Consider the following 22,272-nt stretch of genomic DNA (forward strand, 5'->3'; position numbering starts at 1 on the left):
TAAGAGAAATGAGTTTAGAAAAACATAATAATAAGAGAATCTTTGGTTTAGACGTGGTGAGGGCACTCGCTATTTTACTTGTATTGTTTTCTCATGTTTATTATCTTACAGAAACGGTTAATCCTCTTTTGATTTCTCTGAGCGGGCTTTTCGGTTTTGCGGGGGTAGAACTTTTTTTTGTTTTAAGTGGTTTTCTTATCGGTACCATTTTACTGAAAATGTTTTTGGCGGACGATTTTTCAAAACGAAATTTATTTGTTTTTTTAAAGCGAAGGTGGTTTAGGACTTTGCCGGCTTATTATTTAGTACTGATCGTAAATATCGCCATTGGTGCTTTTTTCTCCTATGACATAAGCGGAAGCTGGAAGTATTTTGTTTTTATCCAAAACTTTTCAAGGTATGACATGGTGATCTTTACAGAATCGTGGAGTTTGTCTGTTGAAGAATGGGCGTATGTTATTGCTCCGCTAGCCTTGTTTTTAGGGTACAGGGTTTTTGTAAAAAATAAGAAGATCGGATTTTTAGTGATCTCATTGCTTCTGATACTCCTTTTTCATTTGTTGCGGTACAATTTTTACGTAAATAATAAACTTTCGGATATGCAATCCTGGAATCTGGCTGTAAAATCGCTGGTTATTTTTAGAATTGATTCGATTTTAGTTGGTTTTTTAGTGGCATGGGGGCATTATTACTACAAAGAATTAATCAGAAAGTATTCGGTTTATTTGCTGATCATTGCCTTACATCTGTTCTTTCTTCAATTTGTGGTGCTGAATGTTTTAGGTGTTGATATCTTATCGAAGCCCTTTTATTTTAATGTATTGTATTTTACATTTTCTTCCGGCACCATTGCTTTAGGAATGCCTTTCTTTATTAATTGGGAATTTTCAGGAAGCGTTCTGGCGAAACCAATCCAATTTGTCAGCAAAGTGTCTTATAGTGTTTATTTACTTCACTACAGTATCATAGCGATTCTTATGAAGTCTTTTTTAAATGTGCGGAATTTCTCCTTATTAGAACTTTTTGGTGTCGTAGGATGTTATTTGGGAATAGTTTTTTTTCTTAGTTTTTTGCTTTATAACTACTATGAAAAACCCATTATGGATCTCAGGGACAGGTTTTATGCCTGATAATTTGTTAAAATAATGACCTGTTTTTTTGCGATTTAGCAAAATATGATGCTAAAATTGGGAATTCATAAAAAAAATAGGTTTTTCGATGATTTTGTTATGTTATCTGCATCAAAATAGAATGTTTATAAATAATATTCTTTCGAAATTAATGAAATGCTAAATATTTTTTAATTCAGTGGAGATTAATTAAATTTGTCCGACTTTAAAAAATAAAACATAACTGATTCAAATAAAATCGAAATGAATATTTATAACGATTACATCAACGAAATCCAAGAGCGTAAAACGCAAGGACTTCATCCAAAGCCAATTGACGGTGCTGAATTATTGAGCGAGATTATTGCGCAAATCAAAGATGCGGCTAATGCAAATCGCGAAGATTCTCTAAAATTCTTCATTTATAATACATTGCCGGGTACAACTCCTGCTGCCGGTGTTAAAGCTAAATTCTTAAAAGAAATTATTTTGGGTGAATCAGTGGTGAATGAAATCACTCCTGCTTTTGCTTTCGAATTGTTGTCACACATGAAAGGTGGTCCTTCAATCGAAGTATTGTTGGATTTGGCTTTAGGGAATGATGAGGCGATCGCTAAACAAGCTGCTGAGGTTTTAAAAACGCAGGTATTCTTATACGATGCTGATATGGATCGTTTAAAAGTGGCGTTCGAAAAAGGTAATGCTGTAGCAAAAGATATATTAGAGAGTTATGCGAAAGCAGAATTCTTCACGAAACTTCCGGAAGTAGCTGAAGAAGTTAAGGTAGTTACTTTTATCGCCGGAGAAGGGGATATCTCAACCGATTTACTTTCGCCAGGAAATCAGGCACACTCCCGTTCCGACCGTGAATTGCATGGTAAATGCATGATTACGCCTGAAGCTCAGGAAGAAATCAAAGCTTTGCAGGCACAGCACCCGGACAAATCTGTGATGTTAATTGCAGAAAAAGGTACTATGGGTGTAGGTTCATCGCGTATGTCGGGCGTAAACAACGTAGCGCTTTGGACAGGTAAACAAGCTAGTCCGTATGTTCCATTCGTTAATATCGCTCCGATTGTTGGAGGAACAAACGGCATTTCACCAATTTTCTTAACTACGGTAGATGTAACAGGTGGTATTGGTTTAGACCTTAAAAACTGGGTTAAAAAATCAGATGAAAATGGTAATCCGGTTCGTAATGAAAACGGTGAGCCGATTTTAGAAGAAGCATATTCTGTTGCAACAGGAACGGTTCTTACAATCAATACAAAGACAAAAAAATTATATAACGGAAGTCAGGAGCTAATCGATATCGCGAAAGCATTTACTCCGCAAAAAATGGAATTCATCAAAGCGGGTGGATCTTATGCAATCGTATTCGGTAAAAAAATCCAGACTTTCGCTGCGAAAACTTTAGGAATTGAAGCTCCTGTGGTGTTTGCTCCATCAAAAGAAATCTCTAATGAAGGACAAGGATTAACAGCGGTTGAGAAAATCTTCAACAGAAACGCTGTTGGTACAACTCCGGGGAAAGTGTTGCATGCAGGTTCAGATGTTCGTGTAGAAGTTAATATCGTGGGTTCTCAGGATACTACTGGATTAATGACTGCTCAGGAATTAGAGTCAATGGCAGCGACCACAATTTCGCCAATCGTTGATGGTGCTTACCAATCAGGATGTCACACGGCTTCTGTTTGGGATAAAAAAGCGCAAACGAACATTCCTAAATTGATGAAATTCATGAACGACTTCGGTTTGATCACAGCTCGTGACCCGAAAGGTGTTTATCATTCAATGACCGACGTAATCCACAAAGTACTTAACGATATTACCATTGATGAGTGGGCTATCATTATTGGTGGTGACTCGCATACGAGAATGTCCAAAGGTGTTGCTTTTGGTGCAGATTCAGGAACAGTTGCTCTTGCTCTTGCTACCGGAGAAGCTTCAATGCCAATTCCGGAGTCAGTAAAAGTGACTTTCAAAGGAGAGATGAAAGGTTATATGGATTTCCGTGATGTGGTTCATGCTACTCAGTCACAAATGCTTAAACAGTTTGCCGGTGAGAATGTATTCCAAGGTAGAATTATCGAGGTACACATCGGAACGCTTACTGCTGACCAGGCCTTCACATTTACAGACTGGACTGCTGAAATGAAAGCAAAAGCATCTATCTGTATTTCTGAAGATGCTACTCTGATCGAATCATTAGAGATTGCAAAAGGAAGAATCCAGATCATGATCGACAAAGGTATGGATAACGCTAAGCAAGTGTTGAAAGGATTGATCGATAAAGCAGATAAGAGAATTGCTGAGATTAAATCGGGTGAAAAACCGGCTTTAACTCCGGATGCAAATGCTAAATATTATGCTGAGGTTGTGGTTGATTTAGATCAGATCGCTGAACCAATGATCGCTGACCCGGATGTAAACAATGCAGATGTTTCTAAACGATACACACACGATACGATCCGACCACTTTCTTTCTACGGAGGAACTAAAAAAGTGGATCTTGGATTTATCGGTTCTTGTATGGTTCACAAAGGCGATATGAAAATCTTAGCGCAAATGCTTAAAAATGTGGAAGCGCAAAAGGGTAAAGTAGAATTTAATGCTCCGCTTGTAGTAGCGCCTCCGACATATAATATCGTTGATGAATTAAAAGCGGAAGGTGACTGGGAAGTGTTACAAAGATATTCAGGTTTTGAATTCGATGATAATGCACCGAAAGCTGCAGCGCGTACGGAATACGAAAACATGTTGTATTTAGAGCGTCCCGGATGTAACCTTTGTATGGGTAACCAGGAAAAAGCAGCTAAAGGAGATACGGTAATGGCGACTTCTACGCGTCTTTTCCAAGGAAGAGTTGTGGAAGATTCTACTGAGAAAAAAGGTGAATCATTACTTTCTTCTACACCGGTCGTGGTATTGTCTACAATCTTAGGTAGAACTCCAACAATCGAAGAGTATACTGCGGCAGTGGAAGGTATTAATCTGACTAAGTTCGCACCTTCTCATAAATTGTTGGTCAAATAAAAGCAACGATTAATTAATCATATTTGAAAAGCCTAAGTCAAAACTTAGGCTTTTTTTTATTATAGCCAATCTATTTTTTTCGTAAATTGTAATGTTAAAAAATGTAGTAATAATAATATAACTTATTCATTATGGCTTTTGATATAGAAATGATTGAAAAAGTGTACGCGACTATGGCTGCTCGTGTGGATAAAGCACGTGCGTTGGTTGGGCGTCCGCTTACCTTGTCGGAAAAGATTTTATATTCTCACCTTTGGGAAGGAATGCCTTCTCAATCGTTCACAAGGGGGAAAGATTATGTTGATTTCGCGCCGGACAGAGTAGCGTGTCAGGATGCAACTGCCCAGATGGCTTTGTTGCAGTTCATGCACGCCGGAAAAAGTAAGGCGGCTGTTCCTACAACAGTACACTGTGATCACCTGATCCAGGCTAAAGTAGGTGCGAAAACAGATTTGGCTGTGGCAAATACACAATCAAAAGAGGTATTTGATTTCCTTTCATCTGTGTCAAACAAATATGGTATCGGATTCTGGAAGCCAGGGTCAGGGATTATCCATCAGATCGTTTTGGAAAACTATGCGTTCCCCGGCGGTATGATGATCGGTACCGATTCACACACCGTAAATGCAGGTGGTTTAGGAATGTTGGCTATCGGTGTTGGTGGTGCTGATGCGGTAGATGTAATGTCCGGAATGTTCTGGGAGTTAAAATTCCCGAAATTGATCGGAGTGAAATTGACCGGTAAATTAAGCGGTTGGACCGCTCCAAAAGACGTAATCCTAAAAGTAGCCGATATCTTAACGGTTAAAGGTGGAACAGGCGCTATCGTAGAATATTTCGGTGAAGGCGCTGAGTCGATGTCGTGTACCGGAAAAGGAACCATCTGTAACATGGGGGCTGAGATCGGAGCTACGACTTCAACTTTCGGTTATGATGATTCCATGAGACGATATTTGGCAGCTACAGGTCGTCAGGACGTAGTAGATGCCGCTGATAAAGTGGCTGCTTACTTAACGGCTGATGCTGAAGTATACGCTGATCCTGCACGATATTTCGACCAATTAATCGAAATCAATTTATCAGAATTAGAACCACATATCAACGGACCATTCACGCCAGACAGAGGTACTCCGGTTTCTCAAATGAAAGCTGAGGCTGCCGCGAACGGGTGGCCAATAAAGATAGAGTGGGGATTAATCGGTTCCTGTACAAACTCTTCCTATGAAGATATGTCAAGGGCAGCTTCTATCGTGGAACAGGCAGTTGCTCACGGAATCACTCCAAAAGCGGAATTCGGTATCAACCCGGGTTCAGAGCAAATCCGTTATACCATAGAAAGAGACGGTATCATTGCCACTTTTGAAAAATTGGGAACAAAGGTTTTTACCAATGCTTGTGGACCCTGTATCGGACAATGGGACAGAGAAGGTGCCGACAAACAGGAAAAAAACACGATCGTTCATTCCTTCAACCGAAACTTCTCTAAAAGAGCAGACGGTAATCCAAATACACACGCTTTTGTAACGTCACCTGAAATGGTGGCTGCTTTAGCGATTTCAGGGCGTTTGGATTTTAATCCGATTACAGATTCATTGATTAATGATAAAGGGGAAGAAGTGAAACTGATTGCTCCTACAGGTGATGAATTGCCAAAAAGAGGTTTCGATGTTGAAGATGCCGGATTTCAGGCACCTGCTGAAGACGGTTCTTCCGTTCAGGTAGTAGTTTCACCCAATTCCGATCGTTTGCAATTATTAGATCCTTTCCAACCTTGGGATGGAAAAAATATCACCGGAGCTAAGCTGTTAATCAAAGCTTTCGGAAAATGTACCACAGACCACATTTCTATGGCGGGTCCTTGGTTGCGTTTCCGTGGTCACCTGGATAATATTTCAAACAATATGTTGATCGGAGCGGAAAATGCTTTCAACGGAAGAACAAATTCGGTTAAAAACCAATTGACGAAACAATATGCAGAAGTTCCTGCCGTTCAAAGAGCATATAAAGCAGCCGGAATCCCGTCTATCGTGGTGGGTGACCATAACTACGGGGAAGGTTCTTCCCGTGAACACGCTGCTATGGAGCCTCGTCACTTAGGGGTAAAAGCGGTATTGGTAAAATCATTTGCCCGTATCCACGAAACCAACCTTAAAAAACAAGGAATGTTGGGGTTAACCTTCGCTAATGAAGCAGATTACGATAAAATCCAGGAGGATGATACTATCAACTTCTTGGACTTGACAGAGTTTGCTCCGGGAAAACCATTGACATTAGAGTTTGTTCATGCTGATGGTTCCAAAGATATTATTATGGCTAATCACACATACAATGAAGGTCAGATTGGCTGGTTCGTTGCCGGGTCTGCTTTGAACCTGATTGCTGCCGGTAAAGCTTAATTTGTATTAAATAGGCATACTTCGTTTTGATGGAGTATTTAAAATAAAACTCCCGGTTAAAGCCGGGAGTTTTTTTGTTGAAATATTATAACAAAATTCTTTAAAAATAATTTTTTTGTAGCTTTTTTATGTATAATTTGGCGATTTTAATTTTGTAAGAAAATTGAAGTTCTGTATGTTCCATAGCGTTGTTAAAATCTGAATAAAGTGAAAATAGAGGTGCAAATCATAACCTTTGTAAAAATTGAATGAAACAAGTAATGTATATTTTACTGGTCTTGGTAACCGTAGCCTGTTTTAATAAAAATGAGCAGTTGGAAAAAGAAACGGCTGTCAAGGGGAAACAAGCTCCCGCTAAAGTGGAACCGGTTAAAGCAATTCCGATTTTAAAACAGGAAACCGAACTGCTGAAAAAACTAATCAACGTGGAGATTGCAGAAACTACGGAAGGCGAGCCTACAATCAATCTCAATGAATATCCTTATTCCGTTCATTTTTATGTTGAAGGCGACAGCCATACTGTGTATTTTTCGATTATAGGGTCTGATGATTTTAATGGTGATGGCATTATGGATTATATCGTGGATCGCACTTCGGAAGGAATGTTGGGCGGAAATGTCAATAGTAATGCAAATTTCATTTTCGTCATCATGAAAGAGGGGAATAGTATTGCGGAACAACATTCGGTTTTAACGTATGCTCCGTTTTCGTATAACATTTTAGATAATCCGAGATACAAAGCCAAAAAACTTAAACTTACGGCAGCTAAGAATTTCAGGACCTATATGTCAAATGATGAAGAAGCTGTAAATCTTGTTTTTTTATACAGAGATGGAAATCTTTATGAAGCTTCTTATCTGTCGAAATGCAAATTAGCCGAGTTGGAAAATAAAGTGATTTTTAATCCGATAGCAAACGTCACCAAAAGAGCCAGAAGTATTGATTGGCACAATTATACTGAAAACATTGAGGAAACCTATCAATCAAATGATACCATTATTCATGCCGGGCTCTCTGGTTGTGATAATCCGAAATTTGAATTTGACATCGTGGTTCCGGCAACCGAAAATCAAATTCGCGATGAGGTTTTCATAAAAGAGGTTTCGGTGTCAGTATTGGAATTTTTGTCGGCGAATACTCAGTTTCAAAATGATATTTCTCCTGTAATTGAATATTATAAGGAAAATAGCATATCGGACAGGAAGATTGTAACAGATGAAAATCTTGTCTTTCGTCTTTTTGTAAGAACCGATGACTATGATAAAAAGGAAAGACGTCTGTCAATAAACTTAACCATTGAACGACAGAATAACCCCAATCAAAATGAAAATTGGGAAATTACAACCCGTAAAAAGGCGTTGTGATGAATTAGTAACGCCATAATAGTGACTGAAATTTATTTGTTTTAAAAAATACCAAGTACATGAATTTTTCAAAAATGAAATTGTTTAAATTTTCGATAATTATAGAATTGATTTTAGTAATTGTTTTATCAATTGCCTCTTTTTTTACTTCAGTGAAAGGCAATAAGTTGAAAATTAGCTATCTGCATCCGAATGAGTTTTATGTGGCATTGGGATCACTTTTCGGACTATTGCTAATCAGTTGTTTTCTGGCATTTCTTGTTACCTCATTTCTGAAAGCAAAAGACGCAAACGTCACATCGGAAGATGCGGAAAAAACTATGCGCAGTCTTAATTTTTGGAAATTTACGTTTTACGCCAATTTGAGTTTTACTTTTTGTTTGCTGTTGTATTCGCTTTTTGCAAAATTCAGTGCAACTAGGCCTTTGGTGATTTATGAGATAAATGAATTTTTGACCGTTTTCTTTGGATTTGCTTTAGGAACAATAGTACTTAGTTTGTTGGTCGGAGCTCTTTTTTTAGGGGCTTTTACGTTTTCAAAGACCAATAAAGGATCTTCGGCAATTGCCTTAATTATTGGCGTTCTTTTTTTTATTTGCCCTTTTTATTTGGTTACAAATTATAAAAATCGCTGTGAGGCTATTTGTTTTAATCATACAAGGAATGATGAAATAAACAGTGTGGCAGAAGGAACGGATGAATCGGATTACGACGAGGCTTATGATGAAGAAGGGGATGACGGATCATTTTCGTTTAAGAGCATTTGGGACGATCCTGAAAATGACGAAACCAATGTATTAGGCGCGATGGAATTGTTTTTATGTGATGTCTTAAATTTTAATTCGGACATATTAGATGTGATTGATGTAAATGAAACTTCAAAATTGAAGAATTATCTATCGAAAAAATTTGAGAAAACAGAAGAAAATAGTTTAACTAACCTCAGAATACGATTTTCTTATATGACTGATGCAGATATCCCGAGTGATCTTGAAGATACAGACGAAAGTGATGCCTCTGAAGATGATATAAATGGCATTAGGTTCATGGAAATAGTAGACGAGGTAAGTCGTAATCCTGAAAAAATTGCCGCTGCGTTTGAATCGTATAATTATATGTTGTACGCCTTGCTGGACAAAAAAATATATGTGGATTCCGATTTGGAAAAAATAGTAAATATCATGATTCAAAGTCATGTGGATATTGAAAAGGCTGAGAATTCAGATCAGGGTTTTAAAAATATATATCAGGAAATGACAGTTCCCAAAAAGAAGATGGATTATATAGATGTTAACTATGGCTTTGTTTCAAAATACATTTCGAGTGAGATCAAAGATTATCTGGACTATATCAAAACGGAGAATCAATTTGAGACAACACAAAATGATATTGTGTGGGTGTATAGTTTTTGGGCCCGCAGAGATCACGAAGGGAATCGCCATGAAGTACTGAATGTCCTTAAACAAATAAAAGAGCATTATGCTGAATAGTAACGCATTTGGCTGTTTTCGGTAAGTAGTTCATTTTTTTTGTATTTAACACTAATATGATTTTTAATAAATGAATGCGAGTAGGTATAAGTTCTCGATAATTACGGAAGTGATTCTGGTATTTTTTTGCTGATTGTTTTTCGATTTAGCGTACTTTGGAATGATAATCATGGACTGAAAATTGATATGTTACATCCAAATGAGTTTTATGTAGCTGTTAGTGCGGTATTTGTGCTGTTTTTGTTCAGTTTTTTACTTGCTTACTTTTTATCATTTATTATCAGATCTAAAAAAGTAAATGAAATTAGGGATTCAGGCGAAATCAGAACAGAAAAGCAAAATCGTAACTTCTGGCATTTGTCTTTTTATGCTAATGCAGCGTTGTCTTTTTGCTTGCTGATTTTTTTGATTTTTTTGAAGTTTACTGCCAAGGGATCTGTCGTACCGAATGAAGTCAATTCCTTTTTAATAGTCTTGTTCGGTATTGTTTTCGGAGTTTTGATTTTGAGCTTTATGCTTGGAGCTCTTTTGGTTAATGTGACTTTGCTGTGGAAAACGAACCGACTGGTTGTATTTCTTATACTGATAATCAGTGGTCTGCTTTTTACGATCCCTTTTTTCGTGGTTTCAAATTATCAAAATGAATACATTTCCTATGATACAGATCGGAGTTGGGTAGAATATGCAGAGCCTCAAGAATACGAAGGTGAAATATCGGAAGAAGAACCGGAAGAAGAATCAATAGATGATTACAGCGACAGGGAAATAACTTTTTCATTGGCTTACCTGTGGGATAATCCCTCTGAAGATGACAATAATGTATTTGACGCTATTACCTATATGGTCAAGGAAGGTTTGGATTTTGAGTTTGATTTTTCGGAAATTTCAAATCTGGATGAGAAAGGTCGGATGAAGTATTTTAGGGATAAATTGCATAGTGATTGTGGGGGGTTAACCCGACTGAATGCAAGGAGAATTATTTCTGCCGAATCTCCTAAAGAAGCGCAGTCGAGTTGGGATGTTCAATCTCCTGATGAGGATAAGTTCTTTATGAAATTCATGAAAGTACGGGACGCAATTGGCACAAATCCTAAAAAATTAAAGACAGCATTCGAAAGTTATAATTGTTTGCTGTATCATTTTTTAACCAAAGAGATGTATGATGAGTCGGAGTTGGATTATCAGTTGGAAATCTTACTTCGCAGTCATGATGATATTTATACTAAAATTAATTATAAAACCATTTTAAAAAATATTTACGATTCCATGGCTTCGATGAATATCACATCAACCTATGAATATTATAGTGCAGTGGAACCTTTTGTGTCCGGGGAAAGTAAAGCATTCATTGAAAGGATTAATTCGGAAAGCACGGGGTTAGGGGAGGACGATATTGTCTGGGCGTACAGTTTTTGGGTAAGAAGAGATTTGGAAGGTAACAGCAAGGAAGTATATGATATTCTTACCCAGGTGCAGGAGCATTATCAGGATTAAACAGTTTTTGTTTTTTGATTAAATTTGTTATATTTGGAAAGAAAAAACTTGTTAAATTTTAAATCAATAATAAATAAACGATGATTATTTACGGAACAGGATCAAAAAATATTGGAAATTTTGGTATTAATAATCATGAGTGCTCGCACTGTGGTAGCCAAGAGTCTCAGGAAATATCAGTAATCGGGAAATACCTGCATGTTTTCTGGATTCCTTTTTTTCCAATTGGAAAAAAGGCATTTGCAGAATGCACTCATTGCAAAAAAACAATCGAAAAAGGGGAGTTTCCACAGGATTTAAAAAGTAAATACGAGGAAAGAAAGCATCTGGTAAAAAGACCGTTTTATCATTGGGCAGGGCTTATGTTGGTCGGTATTTTGATATTGGTTGGAATTGTAGGGGCTGCAGTTAAAAAAGAAGATCCAAGAGAGGCATTGTTAATGGCTGATATAGATGAAATGAGTTTGACACCAGAGGTGAAACAGGACTCGGTGGCCTTTTTATTAAAACAAGGTTTTGGTGAATTCCTTGAAACGGATATGCCTATGGAAGATGTTCAGTATTTGACCAAAACAAAAGGGGATAAGCTTCTGGTTTTAGTGAAAGTTCCTGAGTTAAAAGATTTCGAAAAGGAGGATAGGGAGAAATTTATAACGTTGATTGAAAGGCTGTTAACTGCGTTTCCGGAATTGAGTAAAAAAGAGGTTTATATCGGAGTGCACGGAAAGTTGAATATGATGCTGGTTAAAACACCAACAGCTTTTGAAAATTCCAATCTGGCTTTGGATACACCTTTGCTTGAATTTTACGGTGAATCAGCCACTGAAAAATAGTATGTGAAGCAACAAAAACGAGAAGTGAGATTACAATGGAGTTAAATCGAAGAAGAAAAACGGACTGAATTCCAAAACAAAATAAAGTTGCTTTAAAAAGTATGTCTGCAAAGCTAATGAGATCGTTGCTGTTTCTTAGAATCTGATTCAGCCGGTAAAGCTTAATACTATTAAAATTATATTAAAAAACGCTCTCACAAGGAGCGTTTTTTTGTTGGTAGCTGTGGTATTTCTATATTTACATCCTAAACCCAAAGTAAATGAGAAAAATAGTTATAATCGGTATTGTTGCTTTAATTGGTATAGTCGGATTTCTGAGTTGTGATAAAATTCAGGATGCTTTTTTTGGTTCGGATTTGCCTGAACCGACAACTATAGCTTTTGAAAAACAGTTGCCTTTGTATTCCTACGACTGGAAACTAATCGGCCCAACCGGAAAATCGCTTTCCTTTATTGAATACATGGACAGAAATGTGATTGTAAACTATTGGTCAACAACTAATCCGGAATCAGTAGAAGAACTGAAAACCTGGGCAAAGTTGTATGACGATTATAAAAATGATGTGTTTTTTATTTTTGTAACAAAAGATGCTCAAGGTGATGTTAATACTTTTTTGAAAGAGAATGGGTATGTTTTTCCGGTTTATTATTCGGGAAGCACACCTTTAAAATCGATTGTTCTTGATAAAACACCAAAAACTTACATGGTCACCAAAACCGGAAGAATTGTAGTGAATCATACCGGTGCTGCCAATTGGAATTCCGATAATTTCAGAAAAACTTTGGACGGCATAATTAAGAAATAATAAATAAGTAAAAATTCCGTTGTTTTTAAAGTTTGTTTTTTGCCCCAGAAAAACCAATTTTTAATAAACCCCTACTTGATGAAATTCCCTAAACTACTTTCGTTGCTTTTTATATTCATGTCGGTTTCCGTTTTTGCCCAGAAAACAATCAGCCATAAGGTGAGCAGTGGTGAATCGGTATACAGTATCGCTAAAAAATACAATGTTTCCGAAGATGAAATTTTTGAACTGAATCCAAAGGCAAAAGGTTTGTTGCAATTGGATATGGTACTTTTGGTTCCGAAAAGCTCCAAGAAGAAATCAGAAGACAAAAAAAATAAATTTGTTCCCAAAGGACCTTCTCATAAAGTTGAATCCGGAGAATCCTTATACACTATTGCGAGAAAATACGATACGTCCATTGAAGAACTTCGGGAAGCCAATCCGCAATTGGATTCGGACAATCTGCAGTTAGGGGAGTTGTTGGCATTACCTAAAGGGACTAAAAAGACGGCTGAAGAAAAACTCTCAAAAGCGGAAAGCAAAAAAATAGCCAAGCTTCAGGGTACGTTACAAAAACATACTGTTGCCTCGGGAGAATCATTTTATGTGATTGCCAAAAAATACAATGTTTCGGTCGAGGAACTTAAGAAGGTAAATCCGCAGGTTGAAAACAATAAATTGGACGTTAAAGACGTAGTGTTTATTCCGGGAACAGAAAATGCAGCAGAGATAACCGAGAAAAAGAAAACCAAAGAGGAGAATAAGAAACAAATCGAAACCACTCAAGCAGACGAAGCTCTTGCGGTTGAGAATAAAGAAGCTGCTCATGAAGCAAGTTCAGGAATCCATGAAGTGATGCCTAAAGAAACGAAATACGGCATTTCAAAGCGTTACGGCATTTCTATCGCCGAGTTGGAGAGACTAAATCCACAAATTGCAAATGGGTTGGATGTAGGACAGCGACTGGTGATAAAAGAATCAGCAAGAAAAGAAGAGCCTAAAGTTAAAGAGGTTCCGAAAGATGAGAATGATACTAATGTTGCATCAACTTCAGATGGGAATGATGTTAAACCTAGTATTGAAGTTCCCCCAATGTCGGCAGATGCTTCTGAAAAGGCCGAATTTCTAATAATAAAAGCTTCTGAAAATCTTGGCGTTCGTTATCGTGGCGGCGGAACCGATCGAAATGGTTTTGATTGTTCCGGATTGATGTTCAGTACTTTTAAAAATATCGATATGACTTTGCCAAGATCCTCTTCGGAAATGGCCTCCAGTTCCGGTGTGAAAATTGACAAGAGTCAGGCACAGAAAGGCGATTTGATTTTCTTTGCTACCCGCGGAAGATGGGTAGGCCACGTGGGCATGATCACTGAAGTTCTGGAAGATGAAATCAAGTTTATTCATTCCTCGACCAGTTCAGGTGTTATTATTTCTTCTACCAAAGAACCATATTATGCTAAGCGATTCGTGCAAATCAACCGCGTACTTAACTAAATCATTTATTGCATTACTTCCTGTATTCTAAACGCAACGATTTTCCGGATTAATTCAAACGGTATTTCTTCGTTCAAAGGGAATTGTATGGACCCTTTTCCTGTTTTGTATTTGGAGAGTTCATTTTGAAACGCTTCATTTCCGGACGGTAATGCATAAAATCCGATATGATTTTTAAAGGCGGCAAAATAAACGAGGATCTTCTTTTGTTTAAAAGCAGGCATGTTATAACTGATGGTTTCGGTAGCATCCGGTGCAGTTTCCCTGATGCAGTTCCGGATTTTTTCCAATAGAGAAGCAATGTCTTTTGGAAAATCGGCTATATATTCGTCAATGCTCTCGTATGCTTTTTTCTCCATGTGTACTTATTTCTGAAACCAGTTTTCTTTCCTAATCAGGTATTCAAGATTCATTTTTTCGGGTTCGCCATGATAAGCTACCGTAATTTGTCTGTTCTGTATCGCACCTAATCGTTCAATGGCTTTTTGCGAACGGACGTTGTCAATGCCAATATGAAAATAGACGGTCTCTACAAATTGGAACGCATAATCCAGCATCAGTTTTTTAACCTGTGGATTATAGGCCGAACCCCAATAGGTTCTGCCGTAAAAAGTATATCCGATCAACACCGTTTTTTCGGCCGGATCTAAATCGTAAAAACGTGTCGAACCAATGATGTGGCCCGAAGCTTTATCAACGATTTTAAAAGCACCTCCCGAGTCCATAGCACCTTCAAAAAACGTCTGAAACACTTCTCTTTTATAGCGGTCTTTGTTTGGGTGCTGTTCCCAAATCAACGGATCTGACGCGACAGTATACAATTCTTCAAAGTCATTTTCCTGCAATGGAATCAACTGAATGGTTTCGTTTTCTAAAATGGGCTGAAGGTTCATGTGTCATTTAAATTATTACTAAAAATGTGGTTCGTGTAAATATACGGCATAATGATTTCAGTGTTGCAACGATGTTATTTTATTCAGTTTTTTTTGATTAAAATTGCTTTCACTCCCGTGTTTTTTCGTTGAAAAAATAGTAACTTTATAGGTGGTTGTCAGCGGTTTATGTGAGCTGAAAAATAGCAGATGGAAATTACTTTGGGCTTGTATTATCAAATTCGAAGAACGGAATGTATCGTTGGAGAGTGGATTGTTTAACTAAGCGATTAGGGATGAAGCAATTTTTCGATTTTCTGATGATTTCAGGCGTCATACTTGGAATTGTTTTTATCATAGCGACACAGGTTTCAAAAAATGGAAGAGAAAAATCTGTTATCTTCCTGAATCTTGTTGTGGCGTTTCTGATGCTGAACAATCTGCAGGCATTTTCACTCGAAACTATTTTTGTTGATGCGCCTTTTTATATTCAACGACTGCAGATTCCATGGTATCTTCTGATTATGCCCTCCTTTTATGCCTTTTTGGTTTATTATCTGCGAATTGAAGATAAAGTCCATTCCTATGCCCGGATCTCTGTCGGCCTTTTTATTCTTCAGATGCTGATACGGGTAGCAATGATTCCTTATTATAATGATGAAAGTAAAAACCTGGTCATAGGACAGTATGTACAGGTTGAAGAAATCTTTAACGCGTGCTATTCCATATTCCTCTTTGTGAAATCAATTATTTTGCTTTTCCGATCTTCCGAGATGTATGAAACGGTACTCACATTCGACAGTCTGCGATGGCTGAAAAACTTTATGTTCCTGGGCGGTTTGGTAATCCTGATGTGGATTTGCGCCATATTGCTGAACAGAAACCGCGCCATTCATCCCGAATTGTATATTTATTATCCTTTACGCTTAAGTACCACCATATTGCTTTACTGGATCTGTTATCAGGGTTTTTACAGTTATTCGCTCATGTCGGAACGGATAAAACTTCGGGAGGCCATCGCTACTGAAGAGAAGGACAGAATTGCTGTAGAACAAAATGGGATTTCCGAAGATACTAAGTTTGAAAAAATCAAAAATCACATCGAGAAGAACAAAAGATATCTCGATCCTTCCTTCAGTCTGGAAAAATTGTCCTCAGAAACGGATATGAGTGTAAGTAAATTATCCCATCTTATCAATCAGGAAAGCGGATATAATTTTTCAGATTACATCAATTACCTAAGGGTGAAAAAGGTGAAAAAATACCTGTCCAAACCCGATTACTCCTCTTATACTATCGTTGCCATAGGTCTGGAATGTGGCTTTAACTCTAAGTCGGTGTTCTATGCCGCTTTTAAGAAATTCACTTCGGTTACACCTTCCGCTTTTAAAAGACATCACCTCACCTAAATGTCCTGAATTTTGCAATTTGTCCTGATTTCTGCAAAGCAGATATTTCGGGATATCGGAGTTTTGTTACCAGCGTAACTTTGGTTATAATTTTAAAACTAAAAGTTATGTTATTCCTTATTTGTTACACGCTGCTTAAGAAATTTTCGAAAGGCAGACAGCATCCGGCGCTGAAATTTATGGAATTTATAAACGGATGCGCTTCAAGATTATCGGCAAAATTCTTTATGAGATTTGTATTGCTCCTTATACCGCTGATGGTATTCCCACAAGATTCCTTGTTCAATTATAAAATACTTTATAAAGGAGATAATATCGGCTGGATGAAACTTGAAAAGTCGATTGACGGAGACAAATCGGATATCTCTTTGGTTTCGGAAATCAAAACAAAATTTGTACTTCCTATTAAAGTCTTTTTAAAAGAACAATCTGTTTTTGAAAAAGGAAAACTGATTTTTTCTTCCCAGCTCAGTAAAACCAACGGAAATGTAAAAGTGGATAAACAGACCAAACTGATTAACAATAAGTATGTAGTAACCGAAAATGGTGTTCAAAACATCATTCCCTATCCGCCAATCACCAATAATCTTCTTTTGATGTTTTTTGAAGAACCGGTTGCCGCAAAATATGTGTACTGCGAAAAGCCGCAACGCTTCGTAAAGATCGTCAAAACAAGTGATGGCGGTTATCAGTTGAAATTCCCCAATGGCAGTAAGAATTGTTTCTATTATTCAAAAGGAATCTGCACTAAAATAAAAGTCCAGCATGATTTATATGCTGTGGAAGTGATATTTACGCCAAAAAATTGATCATGAAAGCGAATGTAATGATAGTGCTCTTTGTCTGTTATTTAGCTTTTTTTGCAATCAGCTGGAAAGCTAAAAAAGACAGCTGTCTCAAGTTTGTAGATGAATTTGGGAACATCGCGCTCGAACCGTTAAAATTGATCCTATTCCATCTTACCGGATTGTTCTTCTTGGGATTGATGCCATTCCTGTTTCTTAAAGATATGGTTTTGGACGTCTTGGATAATGCGACACGAATTGATGCGGTAAATACGATGATGTATGTTGGCTGTTCTTTGATGTTATTGTTTATTGCTTTCCGGCAAAGTAAAATGCTTTTTGAAAAATCACACGAAACCAAGGTTTTAAAAGAGGTGTGGAATTCAAAATGGGTTATGGTTTACGTAATCGTCCGATTGCTTTTTCTGGCGGTTTATGAATTCTGGTTCAGAGGGCTTTTATTCTTTATCTGTGTCGAAGCTTTTGGATTAATGCCTGCCGTTTCGATCAATGTGTTTTTGTATGTAGTACTTCATGTTTTTAGCGGAAAAAAAGAAATGCTGGCTTGCCTTCCTTTCGGATTGCTGGCGTGTTTTTTTATGACGACCTTCAGTAGTATCTGGCCAGTAATGCTTCTTCATATCGGAATCTCATTTGTTTATGAATATTCTTTTCTACGATTATTTGTTTCTAATTATAAAACTTCAATGTCATGAAAATTTTAGTCACCGGGGCAACCGGATATATGGGAAATAAGCTGGCAATGTGTTTGGCTGAAAGCGGAAATAGCGTGCATGTTTTAGTGCGAAATCTTAATTCGGCAACTATTCCGGTCCACGAAAATATAAAGGCTTTTAAAGGTGATGTCACAGATGTCCGTTCGATAGATGCGGCAATAAAAGACTGTAAACAAGTTTATCATACCGCCGGGCTGGTAAAATTGTTTGATAAAAATTCAAATCTGTTTTATGAAATCAACGTGGGAGGGACCCGAAATGTTCTCGAGAAATCACTCGAATATAAAGTGGAAAAATTTGTCTATACCAGCACTTGCAGTGTGATTGGTTTTTCAAACGGAGAAATTTTGAATGAAGGTACTTTGAGAAATGCTCCGCTGGTTTGTCATTATGATATTTCAAAACATCAGGCTGAAGAACTGGTTATGCAATTTGCCGGTAAAGGATTGCATACTGTAATTGTTTCTCCTTCCAAAATTTTTGGATCCAGTCCCGTTGAATCAAAAACACTAAGCGTAAATAAAATGATTCGGGGATTTGCTTCCGGAAAACTGACTTTTATTCCTTATCCGGGAAGCTTTATCGCTAATTATTGTTTTGTTGATGATGTGGTGAAAGGTCATATGCTCGCCATGGAAAAAGGAAGAAGCGGAGAGCGCTATATTTTAGGAGGAAACAATGTGTCGTACAGGGATTTTTTCCACGATCTGAGAGCTATTACCGGCAGTACAGCAAAGCTGATCGAAGTTCCACGACCTGTTGTTGTGTTAATGGCTATCGGACAGTGGATGTGGTTTGCCGTGACAGGTTCAGAACCTTTTGTTACCCGCAACGGTATCAGACATATCTATTGCAATAAAAATTTCAGCAGTGAAAAAGCTGTAAAGGAATTAGGTTATAAAATTACTTCCTTATCGGAAGGACTGAAACAAACCGTTGCTTACTTCTTAGAAGCCAACGTGTAACCTAATGTTAAGCTCTTTACCCAGTTAATTTTTTATCGATTATAAATTAAAAGTCCAGGAATTAAAGGGTTTTCAAGCCTCTTTAATAACCAGGAGTGGATAATACTGTTTAATTTTAAATATTAGAAATCATGAAAAATTGTGTGTATACTCTAATAACCGGAGCCAGTGAAGGTTTCGGAAAAGCACTGGCCACCGAATGTGCTTCAAGAAATATGAATTTGATCTTGGTAGCACTGCCTGGAACGCAACTTGATAATTTGGCGGAACAGCTAAAAGAAGATTACGGCATAGACGTTGTTGCGATGGAAAAAGATCTTTCGGTGGAGGAAAACTGTATGGCTATTTTTAATGAAATTAATGACAGACAGTTGCAGGTCAACATGCTGCTCAACAATGTCGGTATGGGAAGTACCATGTTTTTTAAAGAAGGAAGTATCGATTTCTTCAGAAGACAAATCAAAGTAAATATCATGACTACTACGATCATGACCTATATGTTTTTACAGAATCTGGGGAATTTTAGTCCGGGTTATATCCTAAATGTGGGAAGTCTTTCAAGTTTCTTTTTCCTGATGAAAAAACAGGTTTACGGAGCAACTAAGTCGTATGTTTATTCTTTTTCAAAAAGTTTACGACGTGAATTGGATTCGGAATTAATCAATGTAAGTGTTATTTGCCCCGGACCGATGAATACGAACAAAGCGGTAACCGCATTAAATCAGTCCTTTAATTGGTTGACCAGAATGTCGGCCATGAATCCGGAAGAAGTTGCGCCGATTGCAATTGAAGGCCTTTTAAATAAAAAAGAGGTTATCGTACCGGGCAAACTGAATAAGCTGTTTTTGTTTTGCGATATGATGATTCCCGCTTTTGTAAAAGATTTTATAGTTGGTTTACAGATGAGAAATGTCCAATCTGTAAGTGCAATGGAGCGTAATTTGGTTAAAAATTAGATTAAAGTCAAGTAAAAAAAAAGCCAGTTCAGTATTTTTTTGAACTGGCTTTTTTTATTTCTTCGGATACAGTAACCTGAAAGCGTTGAATAAAGCCGGGTGGGTCACGGTCGCATGATCTTCTTCAGGCAGATAATCAAAGAAAGCTTTAATGTTTTTGCTTTCCGAATTTTTGATCTTATCATACAACACATTGGCATCGACTTCCATGACGTGATTGTCGAAAACAGGCCCGAGTCCTTCCTTTCCGACACCAATATAAATACTGGTCTTTTGAGGGAAATTGGCTTCTGCAATAGAAGGTTTCGTTTTTAAAAGCGCGCCATCATTCCACCACAGACTCGGGCTGATAATAATGTATTTGTCAAAAAGTGCCGGCTTGGTAAAAAGGATTTCGGTCGTCAAAAGTCCGCCTAAAGATTGTCCGATAATGGTTTTTGAATTGGTCGTTTTGTAATTTTTGTTGATAAAAGGCTGAAGTTCTTTTTCGATAAAGGAAATGAATTTTTCCGAACCTCCGGCTTTAGGGAATTGTTCTTTGGTTACCGGAAAAGTCGATGGTGAAGTGAAATCGCGGCGTCTGTCGGTATTAGCTATTCCTACTACAATGGATTGCGGAATGCGGTCGATCCACGGAAAAGTGTTGTATTGCACTAGTCCAACGACATGAATAAAATCTTCATCGGCTGAACCATCAAGAAGATAAATTACAGGGTATTTTATCGTGTCAGTTGCTTTGTAACCTTCCGGTAAATAAATGTTGAGGATTCTTTTTTCAGATAAGATTTTTGAATTGATCTGCCGGATTTCCCCCAATACAAAAGGTTTTGATTCGTTCTTGGCTTGGGTAAATGCAAGATGGAAGGAAATGAGTGTTATTAGAGTTATGATTTTTTTCATTTTGACTGATGCGATTTATCTGTAGGAAATATAAAAAAAAATCCGCCTCAATTTCTCGAAGCGGATTTTTTATATTCTAAATTCTATTTCTGAACTCTAACTTATTAGTAGTACATGTAACGTCTTACTTTAGCAATGTATTTCGCTAAACGGATTACCTGGTGGCTGTAACCGTACTCATTATCATACCAGATGTAAAGAACAACGTTTTTACCGTCAGCAGAAACAATCGTAGCGTTACTGTCATAAATCGCAGGAGCCGAAGTTCCAACGATATCTGACGATACTAACTCATTGTTCAGTGAATATTTGATCTGCTCTACTAAGTTTCCTTCCAAAGCATAATGCTTCATGATAGCGTTGATATCATCTTTAGAAGTATTTTTACCTACTTCAAGATTTAAAACTACCAATGAACCATTTGGAACCGGTACACGGATCGCGTTTGAAGTCAATTTACCAGCTAAACTAGGTAATGCTTTTGCAACAGCACTTCCAGCGCCTGTTTCAGTGATAACCATGTTTAAACCTGCAGCTCTACCACGACGGTATTTTTTGTGCATGTTGTCTACAAGGTTCTGGTCGTTTGTATATGCGTGGATGGTTTCCAAGTGTCCTTTAACGACACCTAAAGTCTCTTCGATAGCCGCTAAAACCGGAGTAATTGCGTTTGTTGTACAAGAAGCTGCAGAGTAGATTTTTACTTCGTCCGGGTTGTATTCTTCGTGGTTTACACCGTAAACGATGTTTGGAACGCCTTTTCCGGGAGCCGTTAATAATACTTTATCAACGCCTTTAGAAGTTAAGTGACGGCTTAATGCTTCTTCAGTTGTGAAAGCACCAGTGTTGTCAATTACCAAAGCGTCATGGATTCCATATGCTGTATAATCGATTTCTTCCGGAGAGTTTGCAGTAATGATATGAACAGTAGAACCGTTGATTACTAAAGCATTGTTTTCTACATCTGCAGAAACCGAACCTTCGAAATCACCGTGAACCGAGTCATAACGCAATAATGAAGCACGTTTTTCCAATAAAACAGCGTCACTTTTATCACGGGTAACGATTGCTCTTAAACGCAATTGCTGACCTTTTCCGATTTTAGACATCATTTCACGCGCCAATAAACGACCGATACGTCCAAATCCGTACAATACCACATCTTTTGGTTTGATTTCGGAAGTGTCTTTAGCGTTTTTCAGTTTGTCGATAACGAAAGCCGTAGCATCGTTGTATTTATCGTCCTCTAAATGATATTCGTATGTTAATTTACCAATGTCAATTCTTGAAGGCGGTAAATCTAAAGCCTGGATTGCTCTTGCGATTTCTACTGAATCAAAAACGTTGATTGGTTTTTGAACAAATTCCACAGCATATTCGTGCAAGTTGATGATGTCACTAACATTTCTGTCGATTAATTGGTTTCTGAAAAGTACCAACTCTATCGATTTGTCATACCATAAATCACTGATAATCTTGATAAGTTCTACGCCAGCTCTTCTTCTGTCTGCCTGAAAAGCCAATTCTTTTTCGTATAAAACTGAATTGTCCATATAAAAATTGTGTTGTTTGATTTTGGTGCAAAATTATTGATTTTTAATCAGATTACGGAAAATAATTTTGTGAAATATTCCATAAAAAAAC

At 37.5% G+C, this 22,272-nt stretch carries 18 protein-coding genes; 14 read left to right on the plus strand and 4 right to left on the minus strand.

Translation table 11 applies throughout. From position 1 onward, the window contains the following. The first annotated feature begins 8 nt into the window (after nt 1–8). From AC3E9U_RS05660 to AC3E9U_RS05700, 9 genes are all read left to right on the plus strand, one after another. The gene (locus AC3E9U_RS05660) at nt 9–1,130 is read left to right on the plus strand and encodes an acyltransferase family protein (protein WP_488745929.1); all 1,122 of its coding nucleotides are present in this window, start codon (nt 9–11) and stop codon (nt 1,128–1,130) included. 243 nt (nt 1,131–1,373) lie between these two features. Then, complete coding sequence (locus AC3E9U_RS05665; RefSeq protein WP_488745930.1) at nt 1,374–4,145, plus strand: bifunctional aconitate hydratase 2/2-methylisocitrate dehydratase; 2,772 nt, start codon at nt 1,374–1,376, stop codon at nt 4,143–4,145. Between the two features lie 131 nt (nt 4,146–4,276). Beyond that, the gene (locus tag AC3E9U_RS05670) at nt 4,277–6,541 is read left to right on the plus strand and encodes an aconitate hydratase (RefSeq protein ID WP_488745931.1); all 2,265 of its coding nucleotides are present in this window, start codon (nt 4,277–4,279) and stop codon (nt 6,539–6,541) included. 248 nt (nt 6,542–6,789) lie between these two features. Then, entirely contained in the window at nt 6,790–7,905 is a 1,116-nt protein-coding gene (locus AC3E9U_RS05675; protein ID WP_488745932.1) for a hypothetical protein, read from the plus strand. A 74-nt stretch (nt 7,906–7,979) separates the two neighbouring features. Next, nucleotides 7,980–9,395: a hypothetical protein gene (locus AC3E9U_RS05680; RefSeq protein WP_488745933.1), complete on the plus strand. Its 1,416-nt coding sequence runs from the start codon at nt 7,980–7,982 to the stop codon at nt 9,393–9,395. 186 nt (nt 9,396–9,581) lie between these two features. Continuing rightward, complete coding sequence (locus tag AC3E9U_RS05685) at nt 9,582–10,889, plus strand: hypothetical protein (RefSeq protein WP_488745934.1); 1,308 nt, start codon at nt 9,582–9,584, stop codon at nt 10,887–10,889. An 80-nt stretch (nt 10,890–10,969) separates the two neighbouring features. Further along, nucleotides 10,970–11,722 (plus strand): zinc-ribbon domain-containing protein, encoded by a 753-nt coding sequence (locus AC3E9U_RS05690; RefSeq protein WP_488745935.1) that lies wholly within the window; start codon nt 10,970–10,972, stop codon nt 11,720–11,722. Nucleotides 11,723–11,982: 260 nt separating this feature from the next. Beyond that, nucleotides 11,983–12,528, plus strand: a complete 546-nt coding sequence (locus AC3E9U_RS05695; protein WP_488745936.1) for a TlpA family protein disulfide reductase — start codon at nt 11,983–11,985, stop codon at nt 12,526–12,528. 78 nt (nt 12,529–12,606) lie between these two features. Beyond that, complete coding sequence (locus tag AC3E9U_RS05700) at nt 12,607–14,004, plus strand: C40 family peptidase (protein ID WP_488745937.1); 1,398 nt, start codon at nt 12,607–12,609, stop codon at nt 14,002–14,004. A 5-nt stretch (nt 14,005–14,009) separates the two neighbouring features. On the opposite strand, the gene AC3E9U_RS05705 is transcribed toward AC3E9U_RS05700, so the two are convergent. Beyond that, nucleotides 14,010–14,363, minus strand: coding sequence for an iron chaperone (locus AC3E9U_RS05705; protein WP_488745938.1), 354 nt, complete (start codon nt 14,361–14,363; stop codon nt 14,010–14,012). A 6-nt stretch (nt 14,364–14,369) separates the two neighbouring features. Next, nucleotides 14,370–14,897 carry a GNAT family N-acetyltransferase gene (locus AC3E9U_RS05710; protein ID WP_488745939.1) on the minus strand — a complete coding sequence of 176 codons (528 nt, stop codon included), beginning with the start codon at nt 14,895–14,897 and terminating at the stop codon, nt 14,370–14,372. Nucleotides 14,898–15,172: 275 nt separating this feature from the next. Here AC3E9U_RS05710 and AC3E9U_RS05715 point away from each other — a divergent pair, with 275 nt between their 5' ends. From AC3E9U_RS05715 to AC3E9U_RS05735, 5 genes are all read left to right on the plus strand, one after another. Next, nucleotides 15,173–16,285, plus strand: coding sequence for a helix-turn-helix domain-containing protein (locus AC3E9U_RS05715; protein WP_488745940.1), 1,113 nt, complete (start codon nt 15,173–15,175; stop codon nt 16,283–16,285). A 107-nt stretch (nt 16,286–16,392) separates the two neighbouring features. Next, nucleotides 16,393–17,094 carry a DUF6134 family protein gene (locus AC3E9U_RS05720; protein WP_488745941.1) on the plus strand — a complete coding sequence of 234 codons (702 nt, stop codon included), beginning with the start codon at nt 16,393–16,395 and terminating at the stop codon, nt 17,092–17,094. 2 nt (nt 17,095–17,096) lie between these two features. Beyond that, nucleotides 17,097–17,786: a CPBP family intramembrane glutamic endopeptidase gene (locus tag AC3E9U_RS05725; protein WP_488745942.1), complete on the plus strand. Its 690-nt coding sequence runs from the start codon at nt 17,097–17,099 to the stop codon at nt 17,784–17,786. Next, nucleotides 17,783–18,772: an NAD-dependent epimerase/dehydratase family protein gene (locus AC3E9U_RS05730; protein WP_488745943.1), complete on the plus strand. Its 990-nt coding sequence runs from the start codon at nt 17,783–17,785 to the stop codon at nt 18,770–18,772. The genes AC3E9U_RS05725 and AC3E9U_RS05730 overlap by 4 nt, the downstream gene beginning before the upstream one ends. Before the next feature lie 131 nt (nt 18,773–18,903). Then, a complete protein-coding gene (locus AC3E9U_RS05735) occupies nt 18,904–19,728 on the plus strand; it encodes an SDR family NAD(P)-dependent oxidoreductase (RefSeq protein WP_488745944.1) in 825 nt (274 codons plus the stop codon). A gap of 54 nt (nt 19,729–19,782) precedes the next feature. Here AC3E9U_RS05735 and AC3E9U_RS05740 read toward each other — a convergent pair whose 3' ends face one another. Together AC3E9U_RS05740 and AC3E9U_RS05745 are read right to left on the minus strand one after the other, a co-directional pair. After that, a complete protein-coding gene (locus AC3E9U_RS05740; protein WP_488745945.1) occupies nt 19,783–20,628 on the minus strand; it encodes an alpha/beta hydrolase in 846 nt (281 codons plus the stop codon). Between the two features lie 104 nt (nt 20,629–20,732). Then, nucleotides 20,733–22,181 (minus strand): glyceraldehyde-3-phosphate dehydrogenase, encoded by a 1,449-nt coding sequence (locus tag AC3E9U_RS05745; protein ID WP_488745946.1) that lies wholly within the window; start codon nt 22,179–22,181, stop codon nt 20,733–20,735. Nucleotides 22,182–22,272: the final 91 nt, after the last annotated feature.

Source organism: Flavobacterium sp. 21.1 (genome assembly GCF_057801535.1).

Coding starts and splice junctions, on each gene's coding strand:
- AC3E9U_RS05685 (WP_488745934.1), top strand. CDS start 9,582: ATGTTACATCCAAATGAGTTTTATGTAGCTGTTAGTGCGGTATTTGTG.
- AC3E9U_RS05670 (WP_488745931.1), top strand. CDS start 4,277: ATGGCTTTTGATATAGAAATGATTGAAAAAGTGTACGCGACTATGGCT.
- AC3E9U_RS05725 (WP_488745942.1), top strand. CDS start 17,097: ATGAAAGCGAATGTAATGATAGTGCTCTTTGTCTGTTATTTAGCTTTT.
- AC3E9U_RS05745 (WP_488745946.1), bottom strand. CDS start 22,181: ATGGACAATTCAGTTTTATACGAAAAAGAATTGGCTTTTCAGGCAGAC.
- AC3E9U_RS05720 (WP_488745941.1), top strand. CDS start 16,393: ATGTTATTCCTTATTTGTTACACGCTGCTTAAGAAATTTTCGAAAGGC.
- AC3E9U_RS05730 (WP_488745943.1), top strand. CDS start 17,783: ATGAAAATTTTAGTCACCGGGGCAACCGGATATATGGGAAATAAGCTG.
- AC3E9U_RS05660 (WP_488745929.1), top strand. CDS start 9: ATGAGTTTAGAAAAACATAATAATAAGAGAATCTTTGGTTTAGACGTG.
- AC3E9U_RS05680 (WP_488745933.1), top strand. CDS start 7,980: ATGAAATTGTTTAAATTTTCGATAATTATAGAATTGATTTTAGTAATT.
- AC3E9U_RS05735 (WP_488745944.1), top strand. CDS start 18,904: ATGAAAAATTGTGTGTATACTCTAATAACCGGAGCCAGTGAAGGTTTC.
- AC3E9U_RS05675 (WP_488745932.1), top strand. CDS start 6,790: ATGAAACAAGTAATGTATATTTTACTGGTCTTGGTAACCGTAGCCTGT.
- AC3E9U_RS05710 (WP_488745939.1), bottom strand. CDS start 14,897: ATGAACCTTCAGCCCATTTTAGAAAACGAAACCATTCAGTTGATTCCA.
- AC3E9U_RS05740 (WP_488745945.1), bottom strand. CDS start 20,628: ATGAAAAAAATCATAACTCTAATAACACTCATTTCCTTCCATCTTGCA.
- AC3E9U_RS05695 (WP_488745936.1), top strand. CDS start 11,983: ATGAGAAAAATAGTTATAATCGGTATTGTTGCTTTAATTGGTATAGTC.
- AC3E9U_RS05690 (WP_488745935.1), top strand. CDS start 10,970: ATGATTATTTACGGAACAGGATCAAAAAATATTGGAAATTTTGGTATT.
- AC3E9U_RS05665 (WP_488745930.1), top strand. CDS start 1,374: ATGAATATTTATAACGATTACATCAACGAAATCCAAGAGCGTAAAACG.
- AC3E9U_RS05700 (WP_488745937.1), top strand. CDS start 12,607: ATGAAATTCCCTAAACTACTTTCGTTGCTTTTTATATTCATGTCGGTT.
- AC3E9U_RS05715 (WP_488745940.1), top strand. CDS start 15,173: ATGAAGCAATTTTTCGATTTTCTGATGATTTCAGGCGTCATACTTGGA.
- AC3E9U_RS05705 (WP_488745938.1), bottom strand. CDS start 14,363: ATGGAGAAAAAAGCATACGAGAGCATTGACGAATATATAGCCGATTTT.